We start from the raw sequence: 23,496 nt of genomic DNA, 5'->3' as shown, positions 1-23,496 counted from the left end.
TCCCTCCGATTTCGTTAGTGGCTTGCGTTTATTGGAGCTCAGCCCTCGGCCGGAGCGAAGCCGGCTTTGTCGACCTGCCGGTGGAAATGCATCCCCGCCAGGCCGCCAAGCAGAGCTCCGCCCAAACTGACGACGGCGACAATCACCAGGGCGAGGATACCGGCCCCGGTGAGTTGGCCCTCATCGACCGGGATTCGCGGAAAGCTGTTCAGGTTGGCTAGGATATTGAACTTGCTTCCCGCTACGAGGCCCAGAATGGCTACCACGACGGCGATGATGATGGCCCAGATCCAGACCATGAGTCCCTGCTTGGCGCCATTAAACCTGGCCATCCGTCCCGCCACATAGCCGCCGCAGTAGTAGGCCACGAAGAGGATAACGAGAAGGACAATGATGCCCACCATGCCAACCGTTTGCGGGCTCCTCGATGCCTGATCCAAGGCCTGCGCGGCGTCGGTGTTATTGGCCACGCCGACTGCGGTACCAGCTGCAGCGGCCAACGCAGTCAGCAGCACGGCCACTCCCGTAGCCGTCAGCCAGCCGAAGAATGCCGAGCCGACCTTGATTCCCCCGTAGCGCTCCTTTTCGCGGGCCACCGTTTCGTCCCGGCTCACCCTGTTTGATCGACTGGCCTGATCCTTCCGGCCGGGCCGGGCTTCCCGATCAGCGCGGAAGGCTCGATCCTCCCGAGGACCGGGATCCGATGGGGACGGGTCGGAGTTCCCGCTCCCGGGATTAATGCTGCTGCTCATGACCGGTGCCGCCTGTCGGAGCCGGTGTTACCGGAGTCGGAGTCGTCGGCCGAAGTATCGTCGGCTCCGTCTGTGCTGATCTTCTCTTTGCGGACTTCCTCGTTGACCGTTTCCTCTTCCGTCACGGTTTCGGTAGTCAAGTGAACCCGCTCGACGGGGATCGTCTCCTTCTCCACCACTGGGCGCTCCGAGTGCAGTGTCACCTCGTGCTCTTCTTCACTCAGGTCCGTGCCGCGAATCCCGGCGCCGCGGCTGTCTTCCGTGATCGGTTCCCGCTCGATCCGTACTTCTTCGTGGCTAACCGGTATGGTCTTCGTGACATTTTCGGTGACGATATATTTGCGGAGTCTTGCCCGCCCGGTTTCCCGTGATTGCGTATCGATTTTCAATCGCTCTTCCGAACGGGTCATGGCATCGCCGGTATCCTGCCCCAGCGCGTCGCTGCCGGCTGCCCGGGTCGTTTTATCCTCATCTGCCGTTCCAGCCGTTCCAGCCGTTCCAGCCGTTCCAGCCGTTCCAGCCGTTCCTGCCGTTCCGGCGCCTACAATGCGCGCTTGTGCGTCGTCGTCGTCGTCGTCATTGCCGCCGCCGTCGTTTCTGTCGGCATCGGTACCGGCGGCGCCGGCTCTCCGGCGCTCGGTGTCAGCCGCAGTGCGCGTTCCTCCGGTCTGTTCGTAGTACTGGTAGAGGCCGTCTTGTTCCTCCTCCGAAAGGTGGCCGTCGGCGTCCACCCGTGGCGCGTCCTTGACCGCGTCCTTACTGTAGGGGACGACAATATCGTTGCCTCGAATCGTGGCATCGCCAAGGGGGACAAAGGATTCGCCGGTGCCAAACAGCCCGGTTTTGGCCGTGACCCAATTGGGGCGGCCCGTTTCGTCATCCACGTATAGCTGCCCAATCGAGCCGATCTTGTCTCCGTCAGTGGTCAGGACGTCGCCCCCACCGTTTGCGATGTCAGTCAGGTTTTCCGCGCTGATCATGATGTTCTCGCTTTCAATACATGAGCTGAATTATCGGACTGCAGGTCGGGAGATCAACAGAGGTACTCCTTAATCCACCTTAGGCCGATAACACCGCCAATTGGGAAGGTTACTTCTTATATTTTGTTGTTGTCTTTTCGTTGCCACGCGGGCTATGGCGTTAAACCCGGCTATGTGGTGTTGATCCAATTTCGTGTATCATACTCATATCTATTATGCAACCGGGGAGGCGTTGCGGATGTGAAAAGAATTTCTGCATGGTTAGCTGCAGTCCTGCTGGCGGTAGGGCTGGGGCTGTTAGTACCGGGCGCCGCGTCGGCAGCCCCATACTGTGGAATTACTTGGGGCTCGGTCGCGAAGTCCAGTGTTATGACGACGACGGCGCCGATCGCCGGCGTTCGGGCCGGCCGGCACAACTGCTACGACCGTCTGGTCATTGACATCAACGGCAGGGGAGCAGGGTTCAAGGTGGCCTACGTCGACGCGGTGCACGCCGAAGGCTCCGGGCGGGTCATCCCGCTGAGCGGCGGCGCATTCCTCAGCGTTACGGCAGCCGCGCCGGGCGCAGGCGTTGTGGGGCGAGAGGTGGTGGATGTTTCCGGATTTTCCACCTTCCGCGAGGTGGCTTTTGCCGGGAGCTTTGAGAACCGTACGACTTTTGGACTAGGTGTTCGGGCACGGCTGCCGTTTCAGATCTTCACCCTTGACGGCCCCGGTTCGGGCTCAAGACTCGTGATCGATGTGGCACATTTTTGGTGACGTTCTTGCCCGGATGGTCCCGGCGAACTGCTGAGGTCCATGCTGGGTGCCGGAAAATCCTGATTTACCGGCGGTCCGGGTTCGGCCGCTCCGTTCCGGCGCCGGCATCCTCGTCCAGGTCGGCAATGTCCGGATCGAGGAACTTGGAGAAGTCACCGGCCAGCGAGTCCCTGGCTTCTTCGTCGTCGGTTGCAGGGTCACGGTTCTCTGGCGTTTCGCTCATGCGCACAGCGTAGTCCTGCAGAGCCGAGGGAGGGAAGGCATACTGACACCCGGTTGCAGTGGCCGGTAAGGTCGGAAGCTGGTGCTGGATCCTGCCGTGCCCGTGGCATGGCCGCTCCGGTTGCTTACCGGCGAACCGGCGCGCGTACTCGGTGCCGTCGGGACTCTCGTGCGCTACGCCCTGACCACGGTTATTCCAGCTCCAGGCGGCTGGCCGCTGACGACGCTGCTGGTCCGTCTCGCCGGAGCTTTTCTGCTCGGCCTGCTTCTGGAGTCATTGGTCCGCCGTGGCATCGACGCCGGGAAACTGCGGATCCTTCGATTGCTCGTGGGGACGGGCTTCATGGGAGCTTTTACCACCAACAGTTCGCTGGCCGTGGATGTGACTATGCTGCTGGCCGTTGCCGCGTCAGGTGCTGGGATTGCGCTGGCGGATCTACTCTAGTGATGGTGGATTTGGCAGTGACCTGGGCCCGGTTTCTCCCGATCTACGGGTGGTAAAAATGAGGAACAGGAGCACGATGTTTACAATCAACGACTTGCGGATACCTCTGCTGGCGGCACCCATGGCCGGTGGTCCGTCCACTGCGGCTCTGGTAGCAGCCGCTGCACAAGCTGGGGGACTCGGAATGCTGGCCGCCGGCTATAAGACTGTCACGGCGATGGCGAACGAAATTGAGGTCGCCCGTGAACTGAGCTGCAATCGACTCGGTGTCAACTTATTCGTTCCGGCAGCAATGCCCGGATCCGCCGGTTCGAGTCCTGCTGGCGGTGCCGATCGTGCGGCTCGTGTGGCCGAATACGGACATGTCCTCGAAGCTGAGGCGCAACGGTACGCGGTGACGCTTCCGACACCGGACCCGGCTGACACCGACGGCTATACGGAGAAGATTGCCTACCTTCTCCGTTATCCGGTGCCGCTGGTCAGCTTCACTTTCGGGCTGCCGCAGCCGGAGATCGTAGAACGCCTGCACGACGTCGGAACGCACCTGACGCTGACCGTCACCGACGCTGCCGAGGCGCGGGCCGCCGTCGCCCGCGGAGCCGACAGCCTGTGCGTGCAGGGGCCCGATGCAGGCGGTCACCGCGGAACCCACGCCGCAGACCGATCGCCGGGCCGCCAGTCCCTGACAGCGCTCCTGACGGAACTGGCGCAGCTCACCGTGCTGCCGCTGATCGCCGCCGGCGGAGTCGGATCCGGCGCCGATGTCAGGAAGTTAGTGGCTGCCGGCGCAAGCGCAGTGCAACTGGGGACGCTACTGCTGCGCACTCCCGAATCCGGGGCGCAGCAGACGCACAAGGACGCTCTGGCCTCGGGTGAATACACCGGCACGAGCGTGACGCGGGCTTTCTCCGGACGCGCGGCCCGCGGACTGACTAACCGGTTCATCCGTGAGCACGACGGTCAGGCTCCCGCTGCATACCCTGAGGTCAATCAGCTGACGCGGCCGCTTCGGGCCGCCGCGGCACGGGCCGGTGATCCCGATGGCCTGGCGCTGTGGGCAGGCACCGGATTTAGGCACAGCCGGGCAGAACCGGCCCAAAGAGTCATCACCGAACTGTGGCGCGATGCCTACCCGCAGCAGCCCGCCACTTAGCGCCGTGCCTTCCGATGTGCTCATTTTAGCGGGCCGGACTTTCAGCGCCCCCGGCCGCCGGCAAGCTCCTCTTCCAGCACACCGCTCTGTACTGGGCTCTCGAGCCGGTTATTGGTCATGCCGTCAATTTCCAGTGATTCCGGCAGGATGTCACGTTCGATCGTGGTGGCCAGCGGAACCTCCCTGACGAAGCAGAGCAGGACGACGGCGACGAGGACCAGCGGAACCATGTACAGGAACACCGGTGTCAGCGCATCGTTGTAGGAGCCAATGATGACATTGCGGGCTGCAGAGGGCAGATCCCTGACAATTGCGGGAGTGAAGGAGTTGCTGGCACCTGCTGCGCCGGCACCGGGTGCAGGCATGCGTTCTGCCAGCAGAGTGGTCAATTTGGCGACAAACAGGCTTCCCACGATGGCGGAGCCCAAGGACGCACCGATTTGGCGGAAGTAGTTATTGGACGCGGTTGCCGTACCCACCTGAGAGATCGGGAATGAGTTCTGCACGATCAAAATGAGAATCTGCATGCTCATCCCAAGACCTACGCCCATGACTGCCAGATAGCTGCACAGTACCCAGGTAGCGAGTGCCGGAGTCATCGTGGAGAGCAAGCCCAACGCGACGGCAACGATGAGAGTTCCCACCAGTGGAAGCCATTTATAGCGCCCGGTCTTGCTCACCAGCTGGCCGGAAATAATCGAGGTGACCAGTAGCCCCGCCATCAACGGGATCATCAGGAACCCTGCCTCGGTGGCGTTGGCTCCCGTTACCATCTGCAGGTAGGTCGGCAGATAGGCGAGAGCACCGAACATCGCAATACCGATGATCAGACCAGCCCCCGTGGTGAGGTTAAAGTTTCGGTCCTTGAACAGGTGCAGCGGCATGATCGGCTCGGCGGCGCGTCGCTCCACCAGGACAAAGGCGGTCCCTGCAACGACGGTGCCGGCCATCAGGGCGGTGATGGTTGCCGAGTTCCAGTCGTAGGTTGTTCCGCCCCAGGTAGTGACCAGGACCAAGCAGGTCGAAGCGATCGCCAGCAGGCCGATGCCGGCGGCATCCAGACGAGGTTTCCTTTTGGCAACCTCGGGCAGTCGGAGGAAGAACATTGCCGAGGCAATGGCCAGAATCCCCAGTGGGATGTTCATCCAGAATGCCCAACGCCAGCCGATGCCTTCGGTGAACCAGCCGCCCAGCAGCGGGCCTGCAACCGATGAGAGTGCGAACACGCCGCCCATGATGCCCATGTACTTGCCACGCTCCCGCGCCGGGACAACGTCAGCAATGATGGCCTGCGAGAGGATCATCAGGCCGCCGCCGCCAAGGCCCTGGACCGCGCGCCCAATAATGAGCCATGTCATGTCCTGGGCAAGGCCGCCGACTACGGAACCGACAATGAACAGTGCAATGGCTCCGATGAACAGGCCTTTGCGCCCGACGAGGTCGCCGAGCTTGCCGTAGACGGGCAGCATGATGGTGGAAGCCAGGATGTAGGCCGTCGTGACCCAGAGCATGTGGTTCACGCCGTTCAGCTCGCCGACGATAGTCGGCAGGGCGGTGCTGAATATGGTCTGATCCAACGATGCCAGCAGCATCGTGACCATCAGCCCCGCGAAAACGAGCAGGATGTTGCGTTTATTCGCTGCTGCCACAGATGGCGGTACAGCCGGTAACTCGGTCATCGGGTTCTTTCTTCTCCTGTGAGTTGCTGCCATTGCGGTGGGGCCGGAATTGCGTCTGCCTTACCGCTCGGTTAGTATCGTACTTACCGACCGGTCAGTTAGCAAGTTGACCGACCAAACCAAGGGATAGGCGAGGATCACAGTGGGTGCTGCTGCAGGACGTAAAACGGGTGGCACCCGGGCACAGATCCAAACGGTGGCCCTGCAGCTGTTTGCCGACCACGGCTACGAAGCGACATCCATGCGGGCGATCGCGGAGCAGCTTGGTATCACCAAGGCGGCCCTGTATTACCACTTCGCCAGCAAGGAGGACATTGTCCGCGCGCTGGTCGAGACGATGCTGCTGAAGACTGCGGAACTTATTCAATGGGCTGAGAAACAGGAACCGGGCCCCGCGCTACGCCGGGAAGTGCTCTCCAGATGGGCCGATATCATGCAGGACCAGGGACTGCGGATGTTTCGTTTTATCAGTGCCAATCATGTGGCCATGCGGGAGATTACGCCGGATAAATCGGGAATGGCAGAGCAGCTGAAACGGCTTTTTGCAATTCTCACTCCGCCCAATGCCAGCGTGGCTGACCAACTGCGGGCCCGTCTTTCCTTGGCCGTCATCAATATGGTGGGGATGACTGCCGGAGACATGGATGCCAGCGAGGACGAGATCCTCGCCGCCGCCCGGCAGATCTCAGCGGAACTCCTCCCTGCCGGCAACTAAGCCGCGCCACAACCCCTCAGTTGTGCCACGCCCCACCGTCATTGCTATTTGGCAGCGGTGCGTGCTGCATGCTCGTGGCCTTGGGCAGTCAATCTGCAGTTGGCGGCTCGTCGGGAAGCGCCTGCCGCGTCGCTACAGCCATCCGGTTCCAAACATTGATGGTGGCTATGGCCATTAACAGCTGTGCTAGTTCTTTTTCATCAAAGCAGTCCTTTGCCTGGTTCCACACGTGGTCAGGCACTCCTTCCTGCGATACATGCGTCACGGCCTCGGTCATAGTCAGCGCGGCTTGTTCCCGGGGAGTGTAGAGTTCAGGAGCTTCACGCCAGCCGGCCAATACGTAGAGGCGTCGAGGCGATTCGCCCTCGGCAGCAGCATCCCGATTGTGCATGTCCAGGCACCAGGCGCAGCCATTAAGCTGTGACGCACGGATCTTGACCAGCTCCAGCAATGAATTTTCCAACGATCCCCGATGTGCAGATTTTTCCATTCCCAGAACGGCCTGCAACGCTGCAGGATCGACTTGCCAAATATCCAAGCGCTGCTGGTGGGACATTAGAACTCCTTAGTAGGTACTCTTTCAGACTACGCCGAGCGTAGAGTCACGATGACGCACTACTGAGAGGATTTTCCATGACAACGGCCCAGGATAGGACGGTTGGCGTACTGCTGGAACGCTATGGACGCACCTACGCGCAGGAAGCCGGGATCACCGTCAAGGATACGCCGTCGCCGCTTTACCAGCTGCTGGTGTTGTCCACGTTGTTGTCGGCCAGAATCAGTGCTTCCGTGGCGGTCGCCGCAGCGCATGAGCTGTTCACGGCCGGGTACCGTACGCCGCGCGCGATGTGCTCGGCCAGTTGGCAGCAGCGCGTCGATGCCCTGGGCCGGGGCCACTACCGCCGCTACGACGAGCGCACGGCGACAATGCTGGGGGAGGGCGCCGAGCTCTTGACGGCGAAATACCGCTCAGACCTGCGCCGGCTCCATGATTTGGCGGGCAGTACGCCGGAGCTGATCCTTAGCCTGCAGGATTTTCCCGGCGTCGGACCGGTGGGTGCGGCGATCTTCTGTCGGGAGGTCCAAGCCGTCTGGACCGACGTCGCGCCGTTTTTGGATCAAAAAGTGGCCGACGGCGCCTCCCGACTTGGGCTGCCGACCGCAGCGCGAGAGCTGGCTGATCTGGTCAGCCCCGCGGACCTGCCGAGACTGGCGGCTGCCTGCGTCCGTGCTGCGTTGGAGAAAAGTGTCGCCGACGATGTTAGCGCTCTTATAGCCGGCGACCTCAAGAGCACCGGGCAAAGCTGACAATCTCCCATGTTGGACGCATCTGGACGCATCTGGACGCATCTGGACGCATCCGGGTACCGCCGAATGGGCACATTTCCGCCTGCCACTATGGCGTGGCCCGGCTGGATACTTGGGTATTCACAAAATTGTGAAATAAGCGTATCTTGATCCTATGAGCGCCATGCGGGGCATAAATGAGATCGGCATGACGCCCGGAGCTTCGGTCATCGAGGCCCGCGGGCTCGGTAAGCGGTTTGGGCGGGTACGCGCGCTGGACGGGCTGGATCTGCGTGTATCCGCCGGGGAAGTACATGGTTTTCTGGGACCCAACGGGTCAGGAAAATCCACCACCCTCAGGGTGCTGCTTGGCTTGGCCCGCGCCAGTTTTGGCACCGTAACGGTCTTCGGCCAAGACCCATGGAAGGATGCAGCGCAGCTTCATCGCCGCCTTGCCTACGTCCCCGGGGATGTCAGCCTGTGGCCAAACCTCTCCGGCGGCGAAGCCATTGATCTGATCAGCCGGCTGCGCGGCGGAACAGCAGACCGGGCTGGATATGCCCGCGCCAAGGACAGGCTAACACGGACATTTGCTTTGGATCCCGGCAAAAAGGGGCGGACTTACTCAAAGGGAAACCGGCAAAAGGTCGCCCTCATTGCCGCTTTCGCCACGCCCGCGGACCTCTACATCCTGGACGAACCCTCCAGCGGGCTGGATCCGCTGATGGAAGCTGTTTTCGGCCAGGAGATCGAGCGCGTTTCGGCGGCGGGAGCTACGGTTCTTCTGTCCAGCCACATTCTTTCTGAGGTAGAGCACCTGTGCAGCCGGGTGAGCATCATCAGCGCCGGCAAAACCGTGGAGACCGGCACACTCGCACAAATGCGGCATCTGACGCGGACCGGGATTTCCTTCGCCGCGCAGGGTCTCGACCAGGACCAACTCAGCCGCATTCCGGGTGCCCACGAGCTCACGGTAACCGGCGGCCGAGTCAGCTTCACGACGGACACGGACGGGGTTAACGCCGTTCTGCCGATGCTCGCTGCGCTAAAGGTGCAGGGACTGACGGTGAAGCCGCCCTCTCTGGAAGAGCTCTTTCTGCGCCACTATGGTCATGAAGCGCAAGGCACCAGAGGCCGCCGGGCAGCGCAGGCCTCGGCGCGATGAGCGCGCTGTCAGTGCTGCTGGGCCAGCGCCTGCGCCGCGACCGGTGGCAGTTGGTCAGCTGGATCGGCGGCACCGGGCTTTTGGCCTTGTTCTCGGCCGCCGCGGTCGCACAGACATACGGCGATTATGCGGGGCGGGTGAGCATCCTGCGTCTCGCCATCGCCAATCCGGCCATTCTGATGTTGCGGGGGACCCCGCGGGGAGGCGGACTCGATGCGTTTGTTTTCTTCGAAATTTTCACCTTTCTGGCGTTGCTGGCCGGGTTCATGAGCACTTTTCTGGCCGTCCGGCATTCCCGTGCGGAGGAAGAATCGGGCCGCGCCGAAATCGTTTCCGCAACACCGGCCGCCAGGATGACGCCGACCGTGGCGACACTGATTCACGGGGTCCTGGCAAGTGTGCTGCTCGGCATCGTCGTTGCCCTTGCCTTTATCGCCGGGAATCTCGACGCGTATGGATCATTCGTCACCGGAGCTGCCGTCGCATCGACGGGAGTGGCGTTCCTCGCCGTCGGTCTGCTCGCTGCCCAGTTCATGCGCACTTCGCGCGGTGCCAACGGCACCGCAGCATCCGTCGTCGGAATAGCCTACGTACTGCGCGGGCTCGGTGATGCACTGGGCACTTCGGGCACGGACGGGACACAGATGAGCCCGGCCTGGCCAAGCTGGCTCTCCCCGATTGGTTGGGGGCAGCAGTCGGCTGCGTACACAGCGAACAATGCCGCGCCGATGCTGCTGAGCATTGTCCTTGCTGCCGTGTGCCTGCTGGCCGTGTTCGGTTTACAGGCACGCCGCGACAGCGGGGCAAGCCTGCTGGCCGGCAGGGCCGGGCGGATCACTGCCCGTTCCGTGCTGTCCGGGCCGTTGGCACTAGGCTGGCGGCTGCAGCTGCCGTCGATCATTGGCTGGTGTCTGGGGGGAGCGTTCACCGGTTTGCTCGCCGGCACTTTGTCCAAGCTTGTCGAGCAGGCGGGCAGCGCAGATCCCACTGTCAGCAAGGTGCTCCATGACATGGTGCAGGGCGGTGGCTCAATGCACCACGTCCTGCTCTCCGTCATGTTCTCCCTGATTGGCATCCTCGCCGCCACCGCCGCGACCCAGACGATCATCCGGATGCGCCAAGAGGAAGCAGGAGGTGGAGCCGAGCTCATTCTGGCGTCACCGGTTTCCCGGACGCGTTGGTTCCGGGATTACCTGCTGCTGGGGCTGTCAGCGATTGTCCTGGTGCTGCTCTCGGGGGCGGTTGTATCGGGATTAAGTGCCCTTGCCGTGGGCGGCGATCCTGCGAGGATCGGCGATTCATTCGCCGCCGCGGCCGCCCAGCTGCCGGCGGCGCTGGTCTATCTTGGGGTGCTCGCTCTGCTCTTCGTCGTCCTGCCTGGTGTAACCATCACTCTGGCGTGGATCAGCATCGGAGCGGGCGTTTTCTTTGGCTTCTTTGGTGGATTGGTCGGCGTGCCGCAATGGGCGCGGAACATCTCTCCCTTTACTCACACCCCTGTTCCTTCCAGTGGCGCAGACTTCAGTGGGGCGTTGTGGATGCTGGTTATCGCCGCGGCTGCAGTGGCCGTCGCGTTGGTGGCCATGCGAAGGCGCGAACTCCGACCCAACTGATGGGCAATTAGAAACCCGAGGATTAGGACACAGTACAGATGGCACGAGATGAACAAGCGCTGCGGACCGCCGTCGAGCAATCGGCGGCAGTCCTCACCTCGGCAGGGCTGCCGAAAATGCCGGCCCGGGTGCTGATGGCCCTCATGGTGTCCGACGACGGCGCCCTCACGGCAGCAGAGCTCGCCGGGCAGCTCGAGGCCAGCCCGGCGGCCGTTTCCGGCGCCGTGAGATATCTACAGAGCATCGGGATACTGCGGCGCGTTGCGCAGTCCGGAAGCCGTCGGGACCGCTACGAACTTCCGGATGACCCCTGGTATACCGCGGCAGCCAGTGAAAGTCCGGTCTACGGCGCCTTGGCTTCACTGGCGGACAAGGCCGTCGACGCGTTGGCGGACCCGGCGTCCCCCGTGGCGCATCGGGTGCGGGAAATGGCGCGTTTTTACCGCTTTTTGGCGGCCAGGCTCCCGGAACTAATGGCCGAATGGGCCCGGATCCGCGAGCTGGATTAGGGGCTCTGAGGAGGATCGGTACGGAAATTCACTTTTAGGGTGTCTTAGCTCGGCTGCTCTGCGTTGTCCGCGTTCAACAGCCAAGTAGATGGTGGATCGGCTGATGGAGAATAGTGGCTCTTCAGAATTGAGAGTGTAATCGGCGCTGCCTCGTGAGAAGTCCGGGGCGGGAGGTTGTTTCGGCTGAGGTGAGGGCCTTGGGAGAGAGTCGGATTGTCTAGATCTTGATTTGTCTACCGCAAGGCCCTCGTGTTTAACGCTACCTTCCAATGCCCTGACCTGACCACATTCTGCCGTCTCGACGGACTCGGACTCGAAGTGACCGGGCAGTATGTGCGCCCGGATCGCGCCGTCCTTGCCTGCCGTGTTGTTGATCCTGATGACTGGTGCCGGAAGTGCGGGTGCCAGGGCGTTCCCCGTGACACGGTGACTCGCGAAGTGGGCCATGAGCCGTTCGGGTGGCGGCCGACCACGCTGCTGCTCAGTATCCGCCGATACCGCTGCACGGGGTGCGGGCACGTGTGGCGGCAGGACACTTCCAAGGCTGCCGAGCCGCGGGCGAAACTCTCCCGCCAGGGGCTGCGCTGGGCGTTGGAAGGCATCGTCTGCCAACACCTCACGGTCGCCCGGATCGCGGAAGGACTCGGCGTCACCTGGAATACCGCGAACAAGGCCGTCCTGGCCGAAGGACGGAGAGTCTTGATCGATGATCCGTACCGCTTCGCCGGTGTGAAAGTCATTGGTGTTGATGAGCATGTCTGGCGGCACACACGCCGCGGAGGCAAGTACGTCACCGTCATCATTGACCTGACCCCAATCCGCGACGGCACCGGCCCTTCCCGCCTGCTGGACATGGTCGAGGACCGCTCGAAACAAGCCTTCGCGACCTGGCTGCAGGAACGCCCCCAGCACTGGCGGGACGGGGTTGAGGTCGTGGCCATGGACGGGTTCTCCGGGTTCAAGAGCGCCGCTGCCGAAGAACTCCCCGACGCGGTCCCGGTGATGGATCCCTTCCACGTCGTCCGTCTGGCCGGCGATGCCCTGGACTCGTGCCGCCGGCGGGTTCAGCAACAGAGCTGCGGGCACCGCGGCAGAGCCGGGGACCCGCTGTATTCGGCCCGCCGGACCCTCCACACAGGCGCGGACCTGCTCACCGAGAAACAACGCACACGCCTGGAAACCCTGTTCACCGCCGATACGCATGTCGAGGTGGAGGCCAGCTGGGGCGCCTACCAGCGCATGGTTGCCGCCTACCGGGAACCAGACCGGACCATAGGGCGGGAGCTGATGCAAGCTGTGATTGACTCCCTCAGCAGCGGCGTCCCCACCGCCCTGACCGAGCTGAGGACTCTCGGGCGCACTCTCAAACGCCGGGCCGCAGACGTGCTGGCCTACTTCGACCGGCCCGGCACTTCCAACGGCCCAAGCGATCAATGGCAGACTCGAACACCTACGAGGATCTGCCCTCGGCTTCCGGAATCTCACCAACTATGTGGCCAGATCACTGCTGGAATCCGGCGGATTCAGACCGAAACTACACTCTCAATTCTGAAGAGCCAGAATAGTTCGGCCAGTTCGGCGTTGGCAACTTTCATTCCTTCGCGGGTGCGCATGGTGATGAGGTCGGCTTCGAACTCGGCGATCATCGCCAGAAAGTAAAATAAGCGTTCACAAAAAAACTTCCGTAGAATTACCCGACATACTACGTTGAGAACGCCACTCAATGGGGGAGCAACATTAGCGATTGGGGCTGTCAATGTCTAGAAATATTCTGAGCCAAGTCAGTAAAACATTAGCTATTTTAAGTGTCTTATGTCTAATTGGTTCCAGTACTGCAGCGGCGTCCACACCAAATCAACCGCCCATCGGTAGTGCCGACGGGAGCGGCGGGACAACTCTAGTAGGCACAGAGTGGACAGACGTTCGAACCCTGAAAATCATCGGAAAAATTCTCCATCCAATAGCATCCCTGCCCCGGTTCGGGTTTCAGAGCGACTACTTCCTTCGCCAGCCCCGAATCCACGGAACTCTCCACCCAGACGAATGAAGTCGCTTGCGGTGGACGCCTCGATTATTACCGGATGATTGATTGGAATGGTAATACTTTCTGCTTTGCCAACCCCGGAAGTGCCTACGTATGGAAAACTTAGATCCAATATCTGTGTACGGGGAACAATAATGGTTATGTTTACTACAACTTCAACGGTGGTGCATGGGCAACTTTGTACCAAAGCACAGTTCGCTACAAGACCGGCAATTGGAACGAGTGCTTCATGTTCGATGGGTCAGCTTTGTTCCCTAAGTAGCACTGAACAGGCCGACCTGAACAAATACCACGCTAACCGGTATCTCATCATTGTTAACCAAACAGAGTGCTTCAGAGCATCGTCATAATGGTTGAAGATTTGCCCTGTGTTGAATGGGGGATCGATATACACCTGCTTCACCTTCCCCACGTAGGGGCGCGCAAACTCAGGGAGCTGTGTGGGGGGGGGCTGAATGCGTGCAGTGCATCGCCGCGGATCAGAAGGTTGTCTTGTGATCGTTGCTGCTTTGTTTCTTCTACTTTGAGTGACGTCGTGAAACATACACGCTTCGCTTGTTCGGTAGTCTCCAGAGAGGGTCCAATCGTAAGATCCATCCTCATGAGCAAGCAAGCGGTGCTTCTTATTGATCCAAGTCAAGGCGTCCTTCTGGAGCAACCTCCGGCACCTTCATCATTGATTTTGTCTTCTCCATAACAGTGCGATCTCCGCAGATGAGCCTACCGGCTTGGTGCTTCTGAGATCAGCGATCAAGCAAGAGGCACTACCCTTGCTCGTGGGTCCAACCCCTAACTACATTGGATCGGTAGCAAGCGTCCCTGTCAGAGTTCCCCTTCCGGGCTTGCAGAACTCCGTCTGGGCCTAGCAGAACCGGTCGTTATAGGACAGTGTGGATCTTTCGTATCTTTGCCATTTCCTGGCCACTTCGCTGGTTGTCGTGGTGGATTTCGCTTTTCACGGGTCGGACAGGCCGATTCTCTGGTCGTCGAGGCGACGTTAGGGTTTTCCTGTCGCCGGACCGATGGGGCGTAGGTAGGGGCAGGCTGCTCCTTTGATGGCTGGCATAGCCAGCCATGCGAAACGTTGGATCTTGTTGTACGAACCGAAGTCCAAGATAAAGCGGTCCGCATGCTCCTGGGGAGGCAACCCGTTTGAATCGGTTCCCGGATCACACAACAGCGCCGTTGACTGGTGGATTATTGGTCAGTATCCACTGTATAGTCAGTGCATGCTGACTATTGCTTCCCGTGTAGATGTCATGAATCGTCTTGGCCGTGCCATGGCTGATCCGACCCGTTCGCGCATCCTTATGAGTTTAATTGAGGAGCCCGGATATCCGGGACAACTGGCCACCGAGTTGGGATTGACCCGCTCGAATGTTTCCAATCATTTGAGCTGCCTGCGAGGTTGTGGCATCGTGGCCGCGGTGCCCGAGGGTCGAAAGACCCGGTATGAGATTGCCGACCCGCACCTGACCAGGGCGTTGGTTGCCTTGGTGGACGTGGTCTTGGCCGTCGACGACGGTGAAGACTGTGTTGACGCGGACTGTGATGTTCCGTTGTGCTGCGGGAAGGGAGTACCGGCGTGAGTCGGGAATGCTGCGGGCCCGATGAGCCTATTTCGATCGGCCCCCGGCCGGGGCTGACTCTCCTGCCTGTGACGAGCGCACCCCCGGTAACGGGACCCGCAACAGAGACACTTCCCTCATCTCCTGAAGGTCCCGATACTGGCGACGAGGCGGAGGAGTTCACTCCCTGGTGGAAGGACCGGCACCTGTTGGTCCCCATCGCCGCCGGCCTGCTGCTCGGAATTGGCTATTTATTGGAGTGGGCTGCCCGTACCCCGGCGAACACGGTTGTTTTGGCCTTGAGCTTGCTGGCGGGTGCTTCGACGTTTATACCGGGCGCTGTGCGTCGGCTGATGCGTGGACGTCTGGGCGTGGGGTTATTGATGACTATCGCGGCCGTTGGTGCGGTCTTGCTGGGGCATGTGGGAGAGGCCGCCGCATTGGCGTTTTTGTTCTCGATCGCTGAGGCGCTGGAGGACCGGGCCCTGGACAAGGCCAGGCACGGGCTGCGTTCTTTGCTTTCCCTGATTCCCGAGACGGCCACCATTTCTCGCCCGGCCGGACAGCTTGTCATTCCGGCCAGTGAGATCCGTATCCGGGACGTGTTGGTCGTTCGCCCGGGCGAACGGGTCCCAACAGACGCGGTCGTCACGTCCGGACGGTCCAGCCTGGACGCCTCTGCCATCACCGGTGAATCAATCCCCGTCGAAGTGGGGCCCGGCGATGGTGTGCCGGCAGGAGCAATCAACGGCACCGGCAGTTTGGAACTGGAAGCGACGGCAGACGGGCGCGATAACTCCTTGACGACCATTGTCCGGCTCGTGGAAAGCGCACAGTCCAGAAAGGGATCCCGGGCCCGGATGGCCGACAGGATCGCGCGTCCCTTGGTTCCCATCGTCTTGCTCGTGGCTGGGCTGGTGGCCTTGTTTGGCTTCCTGGTTGGGGACCCGGGTACCTGGAGTGAACGGGCCCTGGTGGTGTTGGTGGCTGCATCACCGTGCGCACTGGCCATTGCTGTGCCCGTGACGGTCATCTCGGCTATCGGCGCGGCCAGTCGCTTTGGGGTGGTTATCAAGTCCGGTGAAGCCTTTGAACAACTCGGTGCGGTGGAGTTGGTGGCCTTCGATAAGACCGGGACCCTCACACGCAACATACCGGCAGTCGTGGCTGTGGAAACGGCCACCGGTGCTGATGACACCCAAATCCTTGGCATTGCCGCGGCACTTGAAGCGCACAGCACCCACCCGCTAGCAGCAGCCATCCTCGCCGAACACCCAGCACCTCTGACCGTCACCGACGTCCGGGAATTTCCGGGCCAAGGCATTGCAGGGACGCTCGAGGACGCATCAGTGCGGGTGGGCAGCCCCCGCTGGGTAACGCCTGGACCCTTGGCTAGCGCTTGTGAGCGAATGGAATCTGAGGGCATGACAGTGATCGTCGTGGACATCAACGAAATCCCTGCCGGGCTGATCGGGATCCGTGATGAACTCAAACCCGAAGCGGCCGCAGCCATTTCAGAACTCAACGTCCAAGGCATCACGACGGTGATGCTCACCGGGGACAACTCCCGCACCGCCCAAGCCCTGGCCCGAGACGTTGGTATTGGCGACTACCTGGCAGAGCAAATGCCTGCGGACAAGGCAGCCGCCATTGAAGCCCGCTCATTTCACCAGCGCACTGCCATGGTCGGCGATGGCGTCAATGACGCCCCTGCTTTGGCTGCTGCCGATGTCGGAATCGCGATGGGAGCCACGGGATCCGCGGCAGCCATCGAGTCAGCTGATGTGGCCTTCACCGGGACAGACCTGCGGCTCATCCCGCAAGCGTTGGCCCATGCACGCCGTGGACGGCGCATCATGGCTGGCAATATCGCCCTCGCCCTGGCCATCATCATCGTGCTGTTCCCGCTGGCGCTCTTCGGCGTGCTGGGGTTGGCTGGTGTCGTACTCGTCCATGAATTGGCCGAAGTCGTGGTCATCCTCAATGGACTCAGGGCAGCCCGCGGACAAGCCGTCCTCCCGCCCATCCCGGCACAGAAACGAGCCATCCAGCCAGTGCGATGACAGGATCAGCCCCTGACCCGACGGGTGGTGTCAAGACGAATCAGGCGCAGGTCGATTCCCAGGGTCAACATGGCCACGCCGTTCAGATGGGTCAGATCCTGTGGGGGTGGGTTGTGACCCCGATTAGCACGGTCTGGATTCGGCGCGGTCCGGATTCGGCGCGGTCCGGATCGGCGCGGTCCGGATTGGCCGGCCCTGGAGCCTTCGGCCCGGTGATCGTCAGTGGCATGGTGCCCCGTCCGGACAGCGTTCCCAGTGCCGTTCCCGGGGTCGCCTACGGATTTCCACACCCGGCTGGGCGTCCACCCGTGAGAGTCTGGAACAATGACTAGTCCAACATCCCCTGCAGCCGGTCTCCCTCCCCATCCAAAGGGATCACGTGACTTGGGAGATGCATGGGTTGACGGCAAGAGCGGCAGATTCTGGGGACGTTTCGGTGCCGCCGGCTTGCTGGTGCACGATGTCGATCGAGGTGTTCTGCTGCAGCATCGAGCGCTGTGGAGTGACCACGGCGGGACGTGGGGGCTTCCGGGCGGAGCCCTGCACCTGGATGAGGACCCTGTCGCCGGGGCTCTGCGCGAGGCACACGAAGAAGCCGCCGTCCCCGCAGCAGCGCTGCAGATCCTGGCCACCTCCGTCCTGGACCTGGGCTACTGGCAGTACACCACGGTCGTCGCGCGCGTCTGTGAGCCGTTCGAGCCGGTTGTTTCGGATCCGGAGAGCATAGAACTGCGCTGGGTTCCGGTAGACGATGTGGACGGTCTGCCGCTGCATCCGGCGCTCGCTAAGGCCTGGCCGGTACTGGCAAAATGTATCCAGTGACACAAACGACGGAACATCCCAGTGCCAGAACCTGCATCGATACAATCCACAGCACAATCGCCGGTGAACTCGGGGTAAAAACCTGGCAGGTCAAGGCCGCAGTTGAGCTGCTCGACGGCGGCGCAACCGTTCCATTTGTCGCCCGCTACCGCAAGGAAGCCACGGGCACTTTGGACGACGCGCAACTGCGTGAACTCGACGAACGGCTGCGCTACCTGCGGGACTTGAGGGACCGGCGGCGGGCAGTCCTGGAGGCCATTGACGGTCAAGGAATGCTGACCGCTGAGCTCAGGACCGCCATCGACGCTGCAGAGACAAAGTCCGCGCTTGAGGATCTCTACCTCCCGTTCAAATCCAAGCGACGGACCAAGGCGCAGACTGCGCGCGCTGCGGGACTGGAGCCGCTGGCCGACGCGCTGGTGCGGAACCCGAAGCTGGATCCACAGCGGGAAGCGGGCAAATACCTCAGCCAGGAGCATCTCATCGGCGATCCGGCCGATGCCTTGGCTGGTGCCCGGGCGATCCTGACCGAGCGGGCCGGCCAGGACGTCAGGCTCGTGACTGAGCTGCGCGGACGGCTTTGGCGGCAGGGCCGGCTGCGCGCGCAGGTCAAGCCCGGCCAGGAGGCGGCGGGCGCGAAGTTCAAGGACTACTTCGATTTCGCCCAACCGCTGCAGTCGCTGCCTTCGCACCGGGTGCTGGCCCTCCTGCGCGGGGAAAAGGAAGGCGTGCTCGCGCTGGATGTGATGGAGGCGGATCCCCGGGACCCCGAAGCCCTGTCCACGGCCCGGGCGCGCTATGAAGGCGCCGTAGCGCGGTCTTTACGCATTGACGAGCGCGTTTTACGCAGCGAGCACCAGCCTGCTGATGCCTGGTTAGCCCAAACCGTGCGGCTGGCCTGGCGGTCCCGGCTAATCACCCGGTTTGCCGGCGATCTGCGGGCACGGCTGTTTCTGGCCGCGGAGGAAGCAGCGGTCCGGGTCTTCGCGGCAAACCTGCGGGATGTGCTGCTGACCGCACCGGCGGGGAATCGGTGCACCCTGGGCCTGGACCCGGGACTGCGCACGGGTGTCAAGGTCGCCGTGGTGGACGGCACCGGGAAGGTAGTCGCCACGGATACCATCTATCCGCACGCACCGGCGCGGAAATGGGCTGACGCTTTGGCGTCCCTGACGCGCCTGGCGCGGGAGAACGCCGTCGAGCTGATTGCCATCGGCAACGGGACAGCATCGCGGGAAACGGACAAACTGGCCGGGGAACTGATCGCCGAACTTAACCGGCTGAATCCCGCCCGAACGGTCGCCAGGCTGGTTGTTTCCGAAGCGGGCGCCTCGGTATACTCGGCGTCCGCGCTGGCCTCCGCCGAACTCCCGGACCTGGACGTTTCGCTGCGCGGTGCCGTCTCTATTGCCCGCAGGCTGCAGGACCCGCTGGCCGAATTGGTCAAGATCGAGCCGAAGTCCATTGGCGTAGGCCAATACCAGCACGATCTGACGCCGAAAATGCTGGACCGGTCCCTGGATGCGGTGGTGGAGGACTGTGTGAACGCCGTGGGGGTAGACGCGAACACCGCTTCGCCCGCATTGCTGGCCCGCGTGGCCGGCGTAGGGACGCTGCTCAGTGAGAATATCGTGGCGCATCGCAATGTCCACGGACCGTTCGCCAAGCGGTCTGATCTGCTGAAAGTGCCGCGGCTGGGCGCGAAGGCATACGAACAGTGTGCCGGTTTTCTGCGCATCAGCGGGGGAGCGGAGCCGCTGGACCGCACCAGCATTCATCCCGAGGCCTACGGCGTTGCCCGGAAGATCCTTGCTGCCGCCGGCGCCAGCCGGAACGACGTCGTCGTCTCATCGGGCGCGGTCGCCGCGTTGGAGGCGCAGGAATTTACCGACGAGGCGTTCGGGCTGCCCACGGTCCGGGACATCATGACCGAGCTGGTCAAACCGGGCCGTGACCCACGCCCGCAGTTCGCGACGGCCGCCTTCGCCGAGGGCATCGACAAGATCAGTGATCTGGACGTTGGCATGGTTCTGGAGGGAACAGTCAGCAACGTTGCGGCCTTCGGCGCGTTCGTTGACATCGGCGTGCACCAGGACGGACTGATTCACGTCTCTGCGATGGCTAACCGCTTCGTCGCCGATCCGCACGAGGTGGTGAAGTCCGGACAGGTAGTCCGCGTCAAGGTGCTCGACGTTGATCCAGGCCGAAAGCGGATTTCACTGACGCTGCGCCTGGACCAAGAGCGCAGTTAAGGCTTGCCGGCAGATTCGACGCTGCGCCGGAACGCCTCCCTCGGATGCTCGGTTGCACTCAGTGGGGACAGATCCCGCTTGGCGAAGGCGTGCGTGATCCAAGTGGAGAAAATGTGCCACTTTCGGTTGTAGGTAGGTGTGGCCAGGCCGTGGTAAATACGGTCCACATACCAGGCAGCCCTGTTCTTTAGCTCCACACCCAGGATGATTGCAGCACCGCGGCCGACACCGTACGAGGCGACCGCACCGAGTGACTTGTACCTGTACTCTGCGATGGGTTGGCCGTGAATGTCGGCAGCGATGTTTTTGGCAAGCAGCTTGGCCTGCCGGACGGCATTCTGGGCATTCGGCGGATAATATGCCGGCTGCTTCTCGGCGGTAAGGTCGGGGATCTGCGCGTTATCCCCGGCCGACCACGCCCCCGGAACTGGTGTGCCGTCGTCGTCAATCACCTGCAGCCGCGCGCTGGCATTGACATGTCCCTTCGGACCGCGGGGAACGTTGGTACCGTCAAGTGCGGGATTCGGCTTTACCCCGGCGGTCCACACGATCGTATTGGCATGGAACGAATCCCCGTCACTGAGGACCACCTCAGCGTCGATGCAGGACTTCATCGTGGTCTTGAGCCGAACGTCAACGCCGCGCTGGCGGAGCAGGCCCAGAGTCCAGCCGGAGAGCCGCTCACCGACCTCCGGGGCAACTCTGTCCAGCGCCTCGATCAACACCCAGCGCAGGTCCGATCTTTGCAGCGTAGGGTATTGATCGATGGCAAGTTTAGACAGATCGCTCAGTTCTGAGAGCGCCTCGACTCCGGTGTATCCGGCGCCGATAAAGACAAACGTCAGGGCCTTGGCACGCTCGGCCGGATCGTCGGTGGCCGCCGCGAGAGCAACATTCTGCAGAACCAGATCCCGAATGTACACGGCCTCTTCGAGCGTCTTGAAACCCACAGCGTTCTCGCCTAGCCCTGGCGTAGGGAAAGTTCTGGTGACCGCACCGATGGCGAACACCACATGGTCATACTCCATGCTGACCGCGGCGCCGGTGATTGATTCAAGGTCAGCCTTTTTGGTGTGCACATCCAGCGAGGTCAGCCGGCCCCGAAATAGGTCAACGTTCTTCAAAGCACGCGCCAGATCAACGGCGACGCTGCGCGCATCCAGCTCGCCCCCTGCTACTTCCGGAAGCAACGGCTGGTAGGTCATGTAGGCATTCGGCTCGACGACGGTGATCTTCAGCTCCGCCGCAGGGAATTCCTTGCGCAGGCCCCAGGCCGTGTAGAGCCCTACGTAGCCGCCGCCGAGAATTAGGACATGTGGTTTCTTCGTCGATAGCATGTGCGCTCCCTGCTGCGTGGGTTCGAGGTAACTGAGATCAGCCCTGTGCCTGAATTCAGCATTGTCTGCATTCGTCCGCTCGTCAACCGTTGACAGCGGGCCCACACCCTTGACTAATGGAAAGAAACGCCGAAAGGACTGTCATGATGACCCGTGGGATAGGGCGCGACGGCGAAATTTTCGCGCGCAAGTCCTCCGGTGAGTCGTCCCGGAAGCTATCCCCGTCAGCCTCGGTGGAGCGGACGGTGCTGCTGGTAGCCATCCTCGCCTCCTTCGTGGCGTTCCTCGATGGAGCCATCGTCAATGTAGCGCTGCCCGCGATCACTGCGGATCTGGGCGGCGGCCTGGTGCTGCAGCAGTGGGTAGTTGATGCCTATCTGCTCTCGCTGGGGGCGCTGATTCTGATTGCCGGCGCCGTCTCGGATGCATTTGGACGGGTCCGGATCCTCCGCGCAGGCCTGATCGTGTTCGGGGTTGCATCGCTGGGGTGCGCATTCGCCCCGGAAGGTGCACTGCTCGTCGCAGCCCGTGCGGTGCAGGGAGCCGGCGCAGCCATGCTCGTTCCAAGCTCCCTTGCCATGATCACCGAGACCTTCAGCGGCCCGGAACGGGCGCGGGCGATCGGAACGTGGACCGGCTGGACCGGCACCGCGTTTATCGCAGGCCCTTTGTTCGGCGGCCTGCTGGTGGATTCGGTGAGCTGGCGGCTGATCTTTGCCATTAACGTCATTCCCATCGGAGCCACGCTCCTGCTCCTGCTGCGCATCAAAAGCCCGGCACCGGCGGGGACGCGGCGCAGGATCGACTTTGTTGGCGCGTTGCTCGCCGCGGCAGGCCTCGGCGGTCCGGTCTTTGCACTCATCGAACAACTCCAGCTGGGCTGGCAAAACCCGACCGTCTTCGTTCCGTTCGTCCTCGGTGTGTTCTGTTTCGGCGGCTTCCTTTGGTGGGAACATCGAACACCGCAGCCAATGATGCCGCTGGGGCTGTTTCGGATCCGTAACTTCGGAGTCGGGAACCTCGCCACGGCCTTCATCTATGCCGGCGTCTCGCTGGGCCAGTTGGTGGTAGTGCTCTTTCTGCAGGAAGTTGCGGGGCTCTCCGCAGCATGGACGGGACTGGCGACGATCCCGGTGGCGTTGCTGTCCCTGTTGCTCGCAGGGGTATTCGGTGGGTTGGCAGGCAAGCACGGACCCCGGTTGTTCATGACCGCGGGGCCGCTGGTGGCCGGAATCGGATACCTGCTGATGCTCACGTCGCACCTGCCGTTCGATTTCTGGACTCAGGTACTGCCTGGATTGATCCTTTTCGGACTCGGGCTCGCCATCACGGTTGCCCCGCTGACAGCCGCCATCCTGGGGGCGGTTCCGCCCGGCCAGAGCGGCATTGGCTCGGCAGTCAATAATGCCGTCTCCCGCGTGGCCGGGCTGGTCGCCATCGCGTTTGCCGGCGTTATCGTCAACGGGGCCCTCGACGTGGCCGGCTTTCACCGCGTGCTGACTGTCACCGCGGTGCTTTTCGCCGCCGGCGGCATCATTTCGGCGTTGGGAATCAGCAACAGCAGTAGTGCGCCGCCCGTTGTGGTGCGACGGGTTGTAGAGGGGCTGTAGAGGGGCTGTAGAGGGACGGTACCCGCGTTGCTGGGAGGCGTTGATCGTGCCGCTGTCGAGTGGACCAACCCGCGGCTAGGACAGCTACATCGGCTGTGCACGGCCGGGCGTGCCCAGCGCAGAAGCCCTCGCAGGTCCAGGTTTTCAACGTGCAAGTGCTGGTGAGGTCTGAATGTCAGTGGGTGGTGGCAGTGTTGGGTTATGGACGGTTTGACGGGAGCATCGGGGACGGCGGGCGGGTCGGGGACGCAGCCGACGGCGGGCGGGTCGGGGAAGCAGCCGACGACGGCGGCGCTGCTGGCTGCTGTGGTCCTGCCGGACGGTTCCGGGTCTGGTGGTGGTGGGGTGTTTCGGCCGCATCCGGGGTTTCCGGTGCGGGGGGATGGCGGGGTTCTGGATCCGGTGTTTGCTGCGGGGGTTGTTGCTGCGGGTGAGTGGTTGGCGGAGCAGGAAGCGGTGTATGACGCTTCGGTGGCCGCGTTGAGGCAGTGGGGGCGTTTGGAGGCCAGGGTCGCTGCCGG

20 protein-coding genes and 2 pseudogenes are annotated in these 23,496 nt (G+C 62.3%); 15 read left to right on the top strand and 7 right to left on the bottom strand.

The genetic code is table 11. From position 1 onward, the window contains the following. Positions 1 to 38: 38 nt before the first annotated feature. Together IV500_RS00105 and IV500_RS00100 are read right to left on the bottom strand one after the other, a co-directional pair. Positions 39 to 752 (bottom strand): hypothetical protein, encoded by a 714-nt coding sequence (locus IV500_RS00105; RefSeq protein ID WP_230854279.1) that lies wholly within the window; start codon positions 750 to 752, stop codon positions 39 to 41. Continuing rightward, complete coding sequence (locus IV500_RS00100; protein ID WP_196394804.1) at positions 749 to 1,732, bottom strand: DUF2382 domain-containing protein; 984 nt, start codon at positions 1,730 to 1,732, stop codon at positions 749 to 751. The genes IV500_RS00105 and IV500_RS00100 overlap by 4 nt, the downstream gene beginning before the upstream one ends. Before the next feature lie 240 nt (positions 1,733 to 1,972). On the opposite strand from IV500_RS00100, the gene IV500_RS00095 reads away from it, so the two are divergent. Further along, positions 1,973 to 2,491 carry an AMIN-like domain-containing (lipo)protein gene (locus IV500_RS00095; protein ID WP_196394803.1) on the top strand — a complete coding sequence of 173 codons (519 nt, stop codon included), beginning with the start codon at positions 1,973 to 1,975 and terminating at the stop codon, positions 2,489 to 2,491. 64 nt (positions 2,492 to 2,555) lie between these two features. Here the strand turns inward: IV500_RS00095 and IV500_RS00090 are convergent, their stop codons facing one another. Beyond that, positions 2,556 to 2,714, bottom strand: coding sequence for a hypothetical protein (locus IV500_RS00090; RefSeq protein WP_196394802.1), 159 nt, complete (start codon positions 2,712 to 2,714; stop codon positions 2,556 to 2,558). 102 nt (positions 2,715 to 2,816) lie between these two features. Between IV500_RS00090 and IV500_RS00085 the strand changes: the two genes are divergently transcribed. Further along, positions 2,817 to 3,158, top strand: coding sequence for a CrcB family protein (locus IV500_RS00085; RefSeq protein WP_312875763.1), 342 nt, complete (start codon positions 2,817 to 2,819; stop codon positions 3,156 to 3,158). Between the two features lie 76 nt (positions 3,159 to 3,234). Next, entirely contained in the window at positions 3,235 to 4,311 is a 1,077-nt protein-coding gene (locus tag IV500_RS00080; protein WP_196394800.1) for a nitronate monooxygenase, read from the top strand. A 41-nt stretch (positions 4,312 to 4,352) separates the two neighbouring features. On the opposite strand, the gene IV500_RS00075 is transcribed toward IV500_RS00080, so the two are convergent. Further along, positions 4,353 to 5,990, bottom strand: coding sequence for an MDR family MFS transporter (locus IV500_RS00075; protein ID WP_196394799.1), 1,638 nt, complete (start codon positions 5,988 to 5,990; stop codon positions 4,353 to 4,355). Between the two features lie 142 nt (positions 5,991 to 6,132). Between IV500_RS00075 and IV500_RS00070 the strand changes: the two genes are divergently transcribed. After that, on the top strand, positions 6,133 to 6,705 hold the full coding sequence (locus tag IV500_RS00070; protein ID WP_196394798.1) for a TetR/AcrR family transcriptional regulator: 573 nt from the start codon (positions 6,133 to 6,135) through the stop codon (positions 6,703 to 6,705). 88 nt (positions 6,706 to 6,793) lie between these two features. On the opposite strand, the gene IV500_RS00065 is transcribed toward IV500_RS00070, so the two are convergent. Beyond that, positions 6,794 to 7,261: a carboxymuconolactone decarboxylase family protein gene (locus IV500_RS00065; RefSeq protein ID WP_196394797.1), complete on the bottom strand. Its 468-nt coding sequence runs from the start codon at positions 7,259 to 7,261 to the stop codon at positions 6,794 to 6,796. A gap of 77 nt (positions 7,262 to 7,338) precedes the next feature. Between IV500_RS00065 and IV500_RS00060 the strand changes: the two genes are divergently transcribed. The 5 genes and pseudogenes from IV500_RS00060 (at position 7,339) to IV500_RS00040 (ending at position 12,831) form a co-directional block, all read left to right on the top strand. Continuing rightward, complete coding sequence (locus tag IV500_RS00060) at positions 7,339 to 8,013, top strand: HhH-GDP family DNA glycosylase (RefSeq protein WP_196394796.1); 675 nt, start codon at positions 7,339 to 7,341, stop codon at positions 8,011 to 8,013. A gap of 154 nt (positions 8,014 to 8,167) precedes the next feature. After that, positions 8,168 to 9,157, top strand: a complete 990-nt coding sequence (locus tag IV500_RS00055; RefSeq protein ID WP_376770171.1) for an ABC transporter ATP-binding protein — start codon at positions 8,168 to 8,170, stop codon at positions 9,155 to 9,157. Further along, positions 9,154 to 10,770, top strand: coding sequence for an ABC transporter permease (locus IV500_RS00050; protein WP_196394795.1), 1,617 nt, complete (start codon positions 9,154 to 9,156; stop codon positions 10,768 to 10,770). The genes IV500_RS00055 and IV500_RS00050 overlap by 4 nt, the downstream gene beginning before the upstream one ends. Positions 10,771 to 10,808: 38 nt before the next feature. Next, the gene (locus IV500_RS00045) at positions 10,809 to 11,279 is read left to right on the top strand and encodes a GbsR/MarR family transcriptional regulator (RefSeq protein ID WP_196394794.1); all 471 of its coding nucleotides are present in this window, start codon (positions 10,809 to 10,811) and stop codon (positions 11,277 to 11,279) included. A 249-nt stretch (positions 11,280 to 11,528) separates the two neighbouring features. After that, positions 11,529 to 12,831: pseudogene (locus IV500_RS00040) on the top strand (ISL3 family transposase). Between the two features lie 22 nt (positions 12,832 to 12,853). Here IV500_RS00040 and IV500_RS21165 read toward each other — a convergent pair. Continuing rightward, positions 12,854 to 12,943 (bottom strand): annotated as a pseudogene (locus IV500_RS21165) (recombinase family protein); the annotation flags it as partial. A 1,609-nt stretch (positions 12,944 to 14,552) separates the two neighbouring features. Between IV500_RS21165 and cmtR the strand changes: the two are divergent. The 4 genes from cmtR (at position 14,553) to IV500_RS00020 (ending at position 20,028) form a co-directional block, all read left to right on the top strand. Then, positions 14,553 to 14,912, top strand: a complete 360-nt coding sequence (gene cmtR / locus IV500_RS00035) for a Cd(II)/Pb(II)-sensing metalloregulatory transcriptional regulator CmtR (protein ID WP_196394793.1) — start codon at positions 14,553 to 14,555, stop codon at positions 14,910 to 14,912. Between the two features lie 68 nt (positions 14,913 to 14,980). Further along, positions 14,981 to 16,954: a heavy metal translocating P-type ATPase gene (locus IV500_RS00030; RefSeq protein ID WP_196394792.1), complete on the top strand. Its 1,974-nt coding sequence runs from the start codon at positions 14,981 to 14,983 to the stop codon at positions 16,952 to 16,954. A gap of 324 nt (positions 16,955 to 17,278) precedes the next feature. After that, a complete protein-coding gene (locus IV500_RS00025) occupies positions 17,279 to 17,776 on the top strand; it encodes an NUDIX domain-containing protein (RefSeq protein ID WP_196394791.1) in 498 nt (165 codons plus the stop codon). Next, positions 17,773 to 20,028 (top strand): Tex family protein, encoded by a 2,256-nt coding sequence (locus IV500_RS00020; protein ID WP_312875762.1) that lies wholly within the window; start codon positions 17,773 to 17,775, stop codon positions 20,026 to 20,028. Before IV500_RS00025 ends, IV500_RS00020 begins: the two co-directional genes overlap by 4 nt. Here the strand turns inward: IV500_RS00020 and IV500_RS00015 are convergent. After that, the gene (locus tag IV500_RS00015; protein ID WP_196394789.1) at positions 20,025 to 21,365 is read right to left on the bottom strand and encodes an NAD(P)/FAD-dependent oxidoreductase; all 1,341 of its coding nucleotides are present in this window, start codon (positions 21,363 to 21,365) and stop codon (positions 20,025 to 20,027) included. The two genes, IV500_RS00020 and IV500_RS00015, sit on opposite strands and share 4 nt — an antisense overlap. A gap of 116 nt (positions 21,366 to 21,481) precedes the next feature. Here IV500_RS00015 and IV500_RS00010 point away from each other — a divergent pair, with 116 nt between their 5' ends. Continuing rightward, positions 21,482 to 22,975 carry an MFS transporter gene (locus tag IV500_RS00010; RefSeq protein WP_230854278.1) on the top strand — a complete coding sequence of 498 codons (1,494 nt, stop codon included), beginning with the start codon at positions 21,482 to 21,484 and terminating at the stop codon, positions 22,973 to 22,975. Between the two features lie 201 nt (positions 22,976 to 23,176). After that, positions 23,177 to 23,496: hypothetical protein (locus IV500_RS00005; RefSeq protein ID WP_230854277.1), on the top strand; the 320-nt coding region annotated here is incomplete at its 3' end.

It is taken from the genome of Arthrobacter terrae (genome assembly GCF_015708085.1).
GTDB classification, from domain to species: Bacteria; Actinomycetota; Actinomycetes; order Actinomycetales; family Micrococcaceae; genus Arthrobacter_M; species Arthrobacter_M terrae.
Note: the sequence above shows the minus strand (reverse complement) of the source record. Positions and strands in the feature narration are given on the sequence as shown.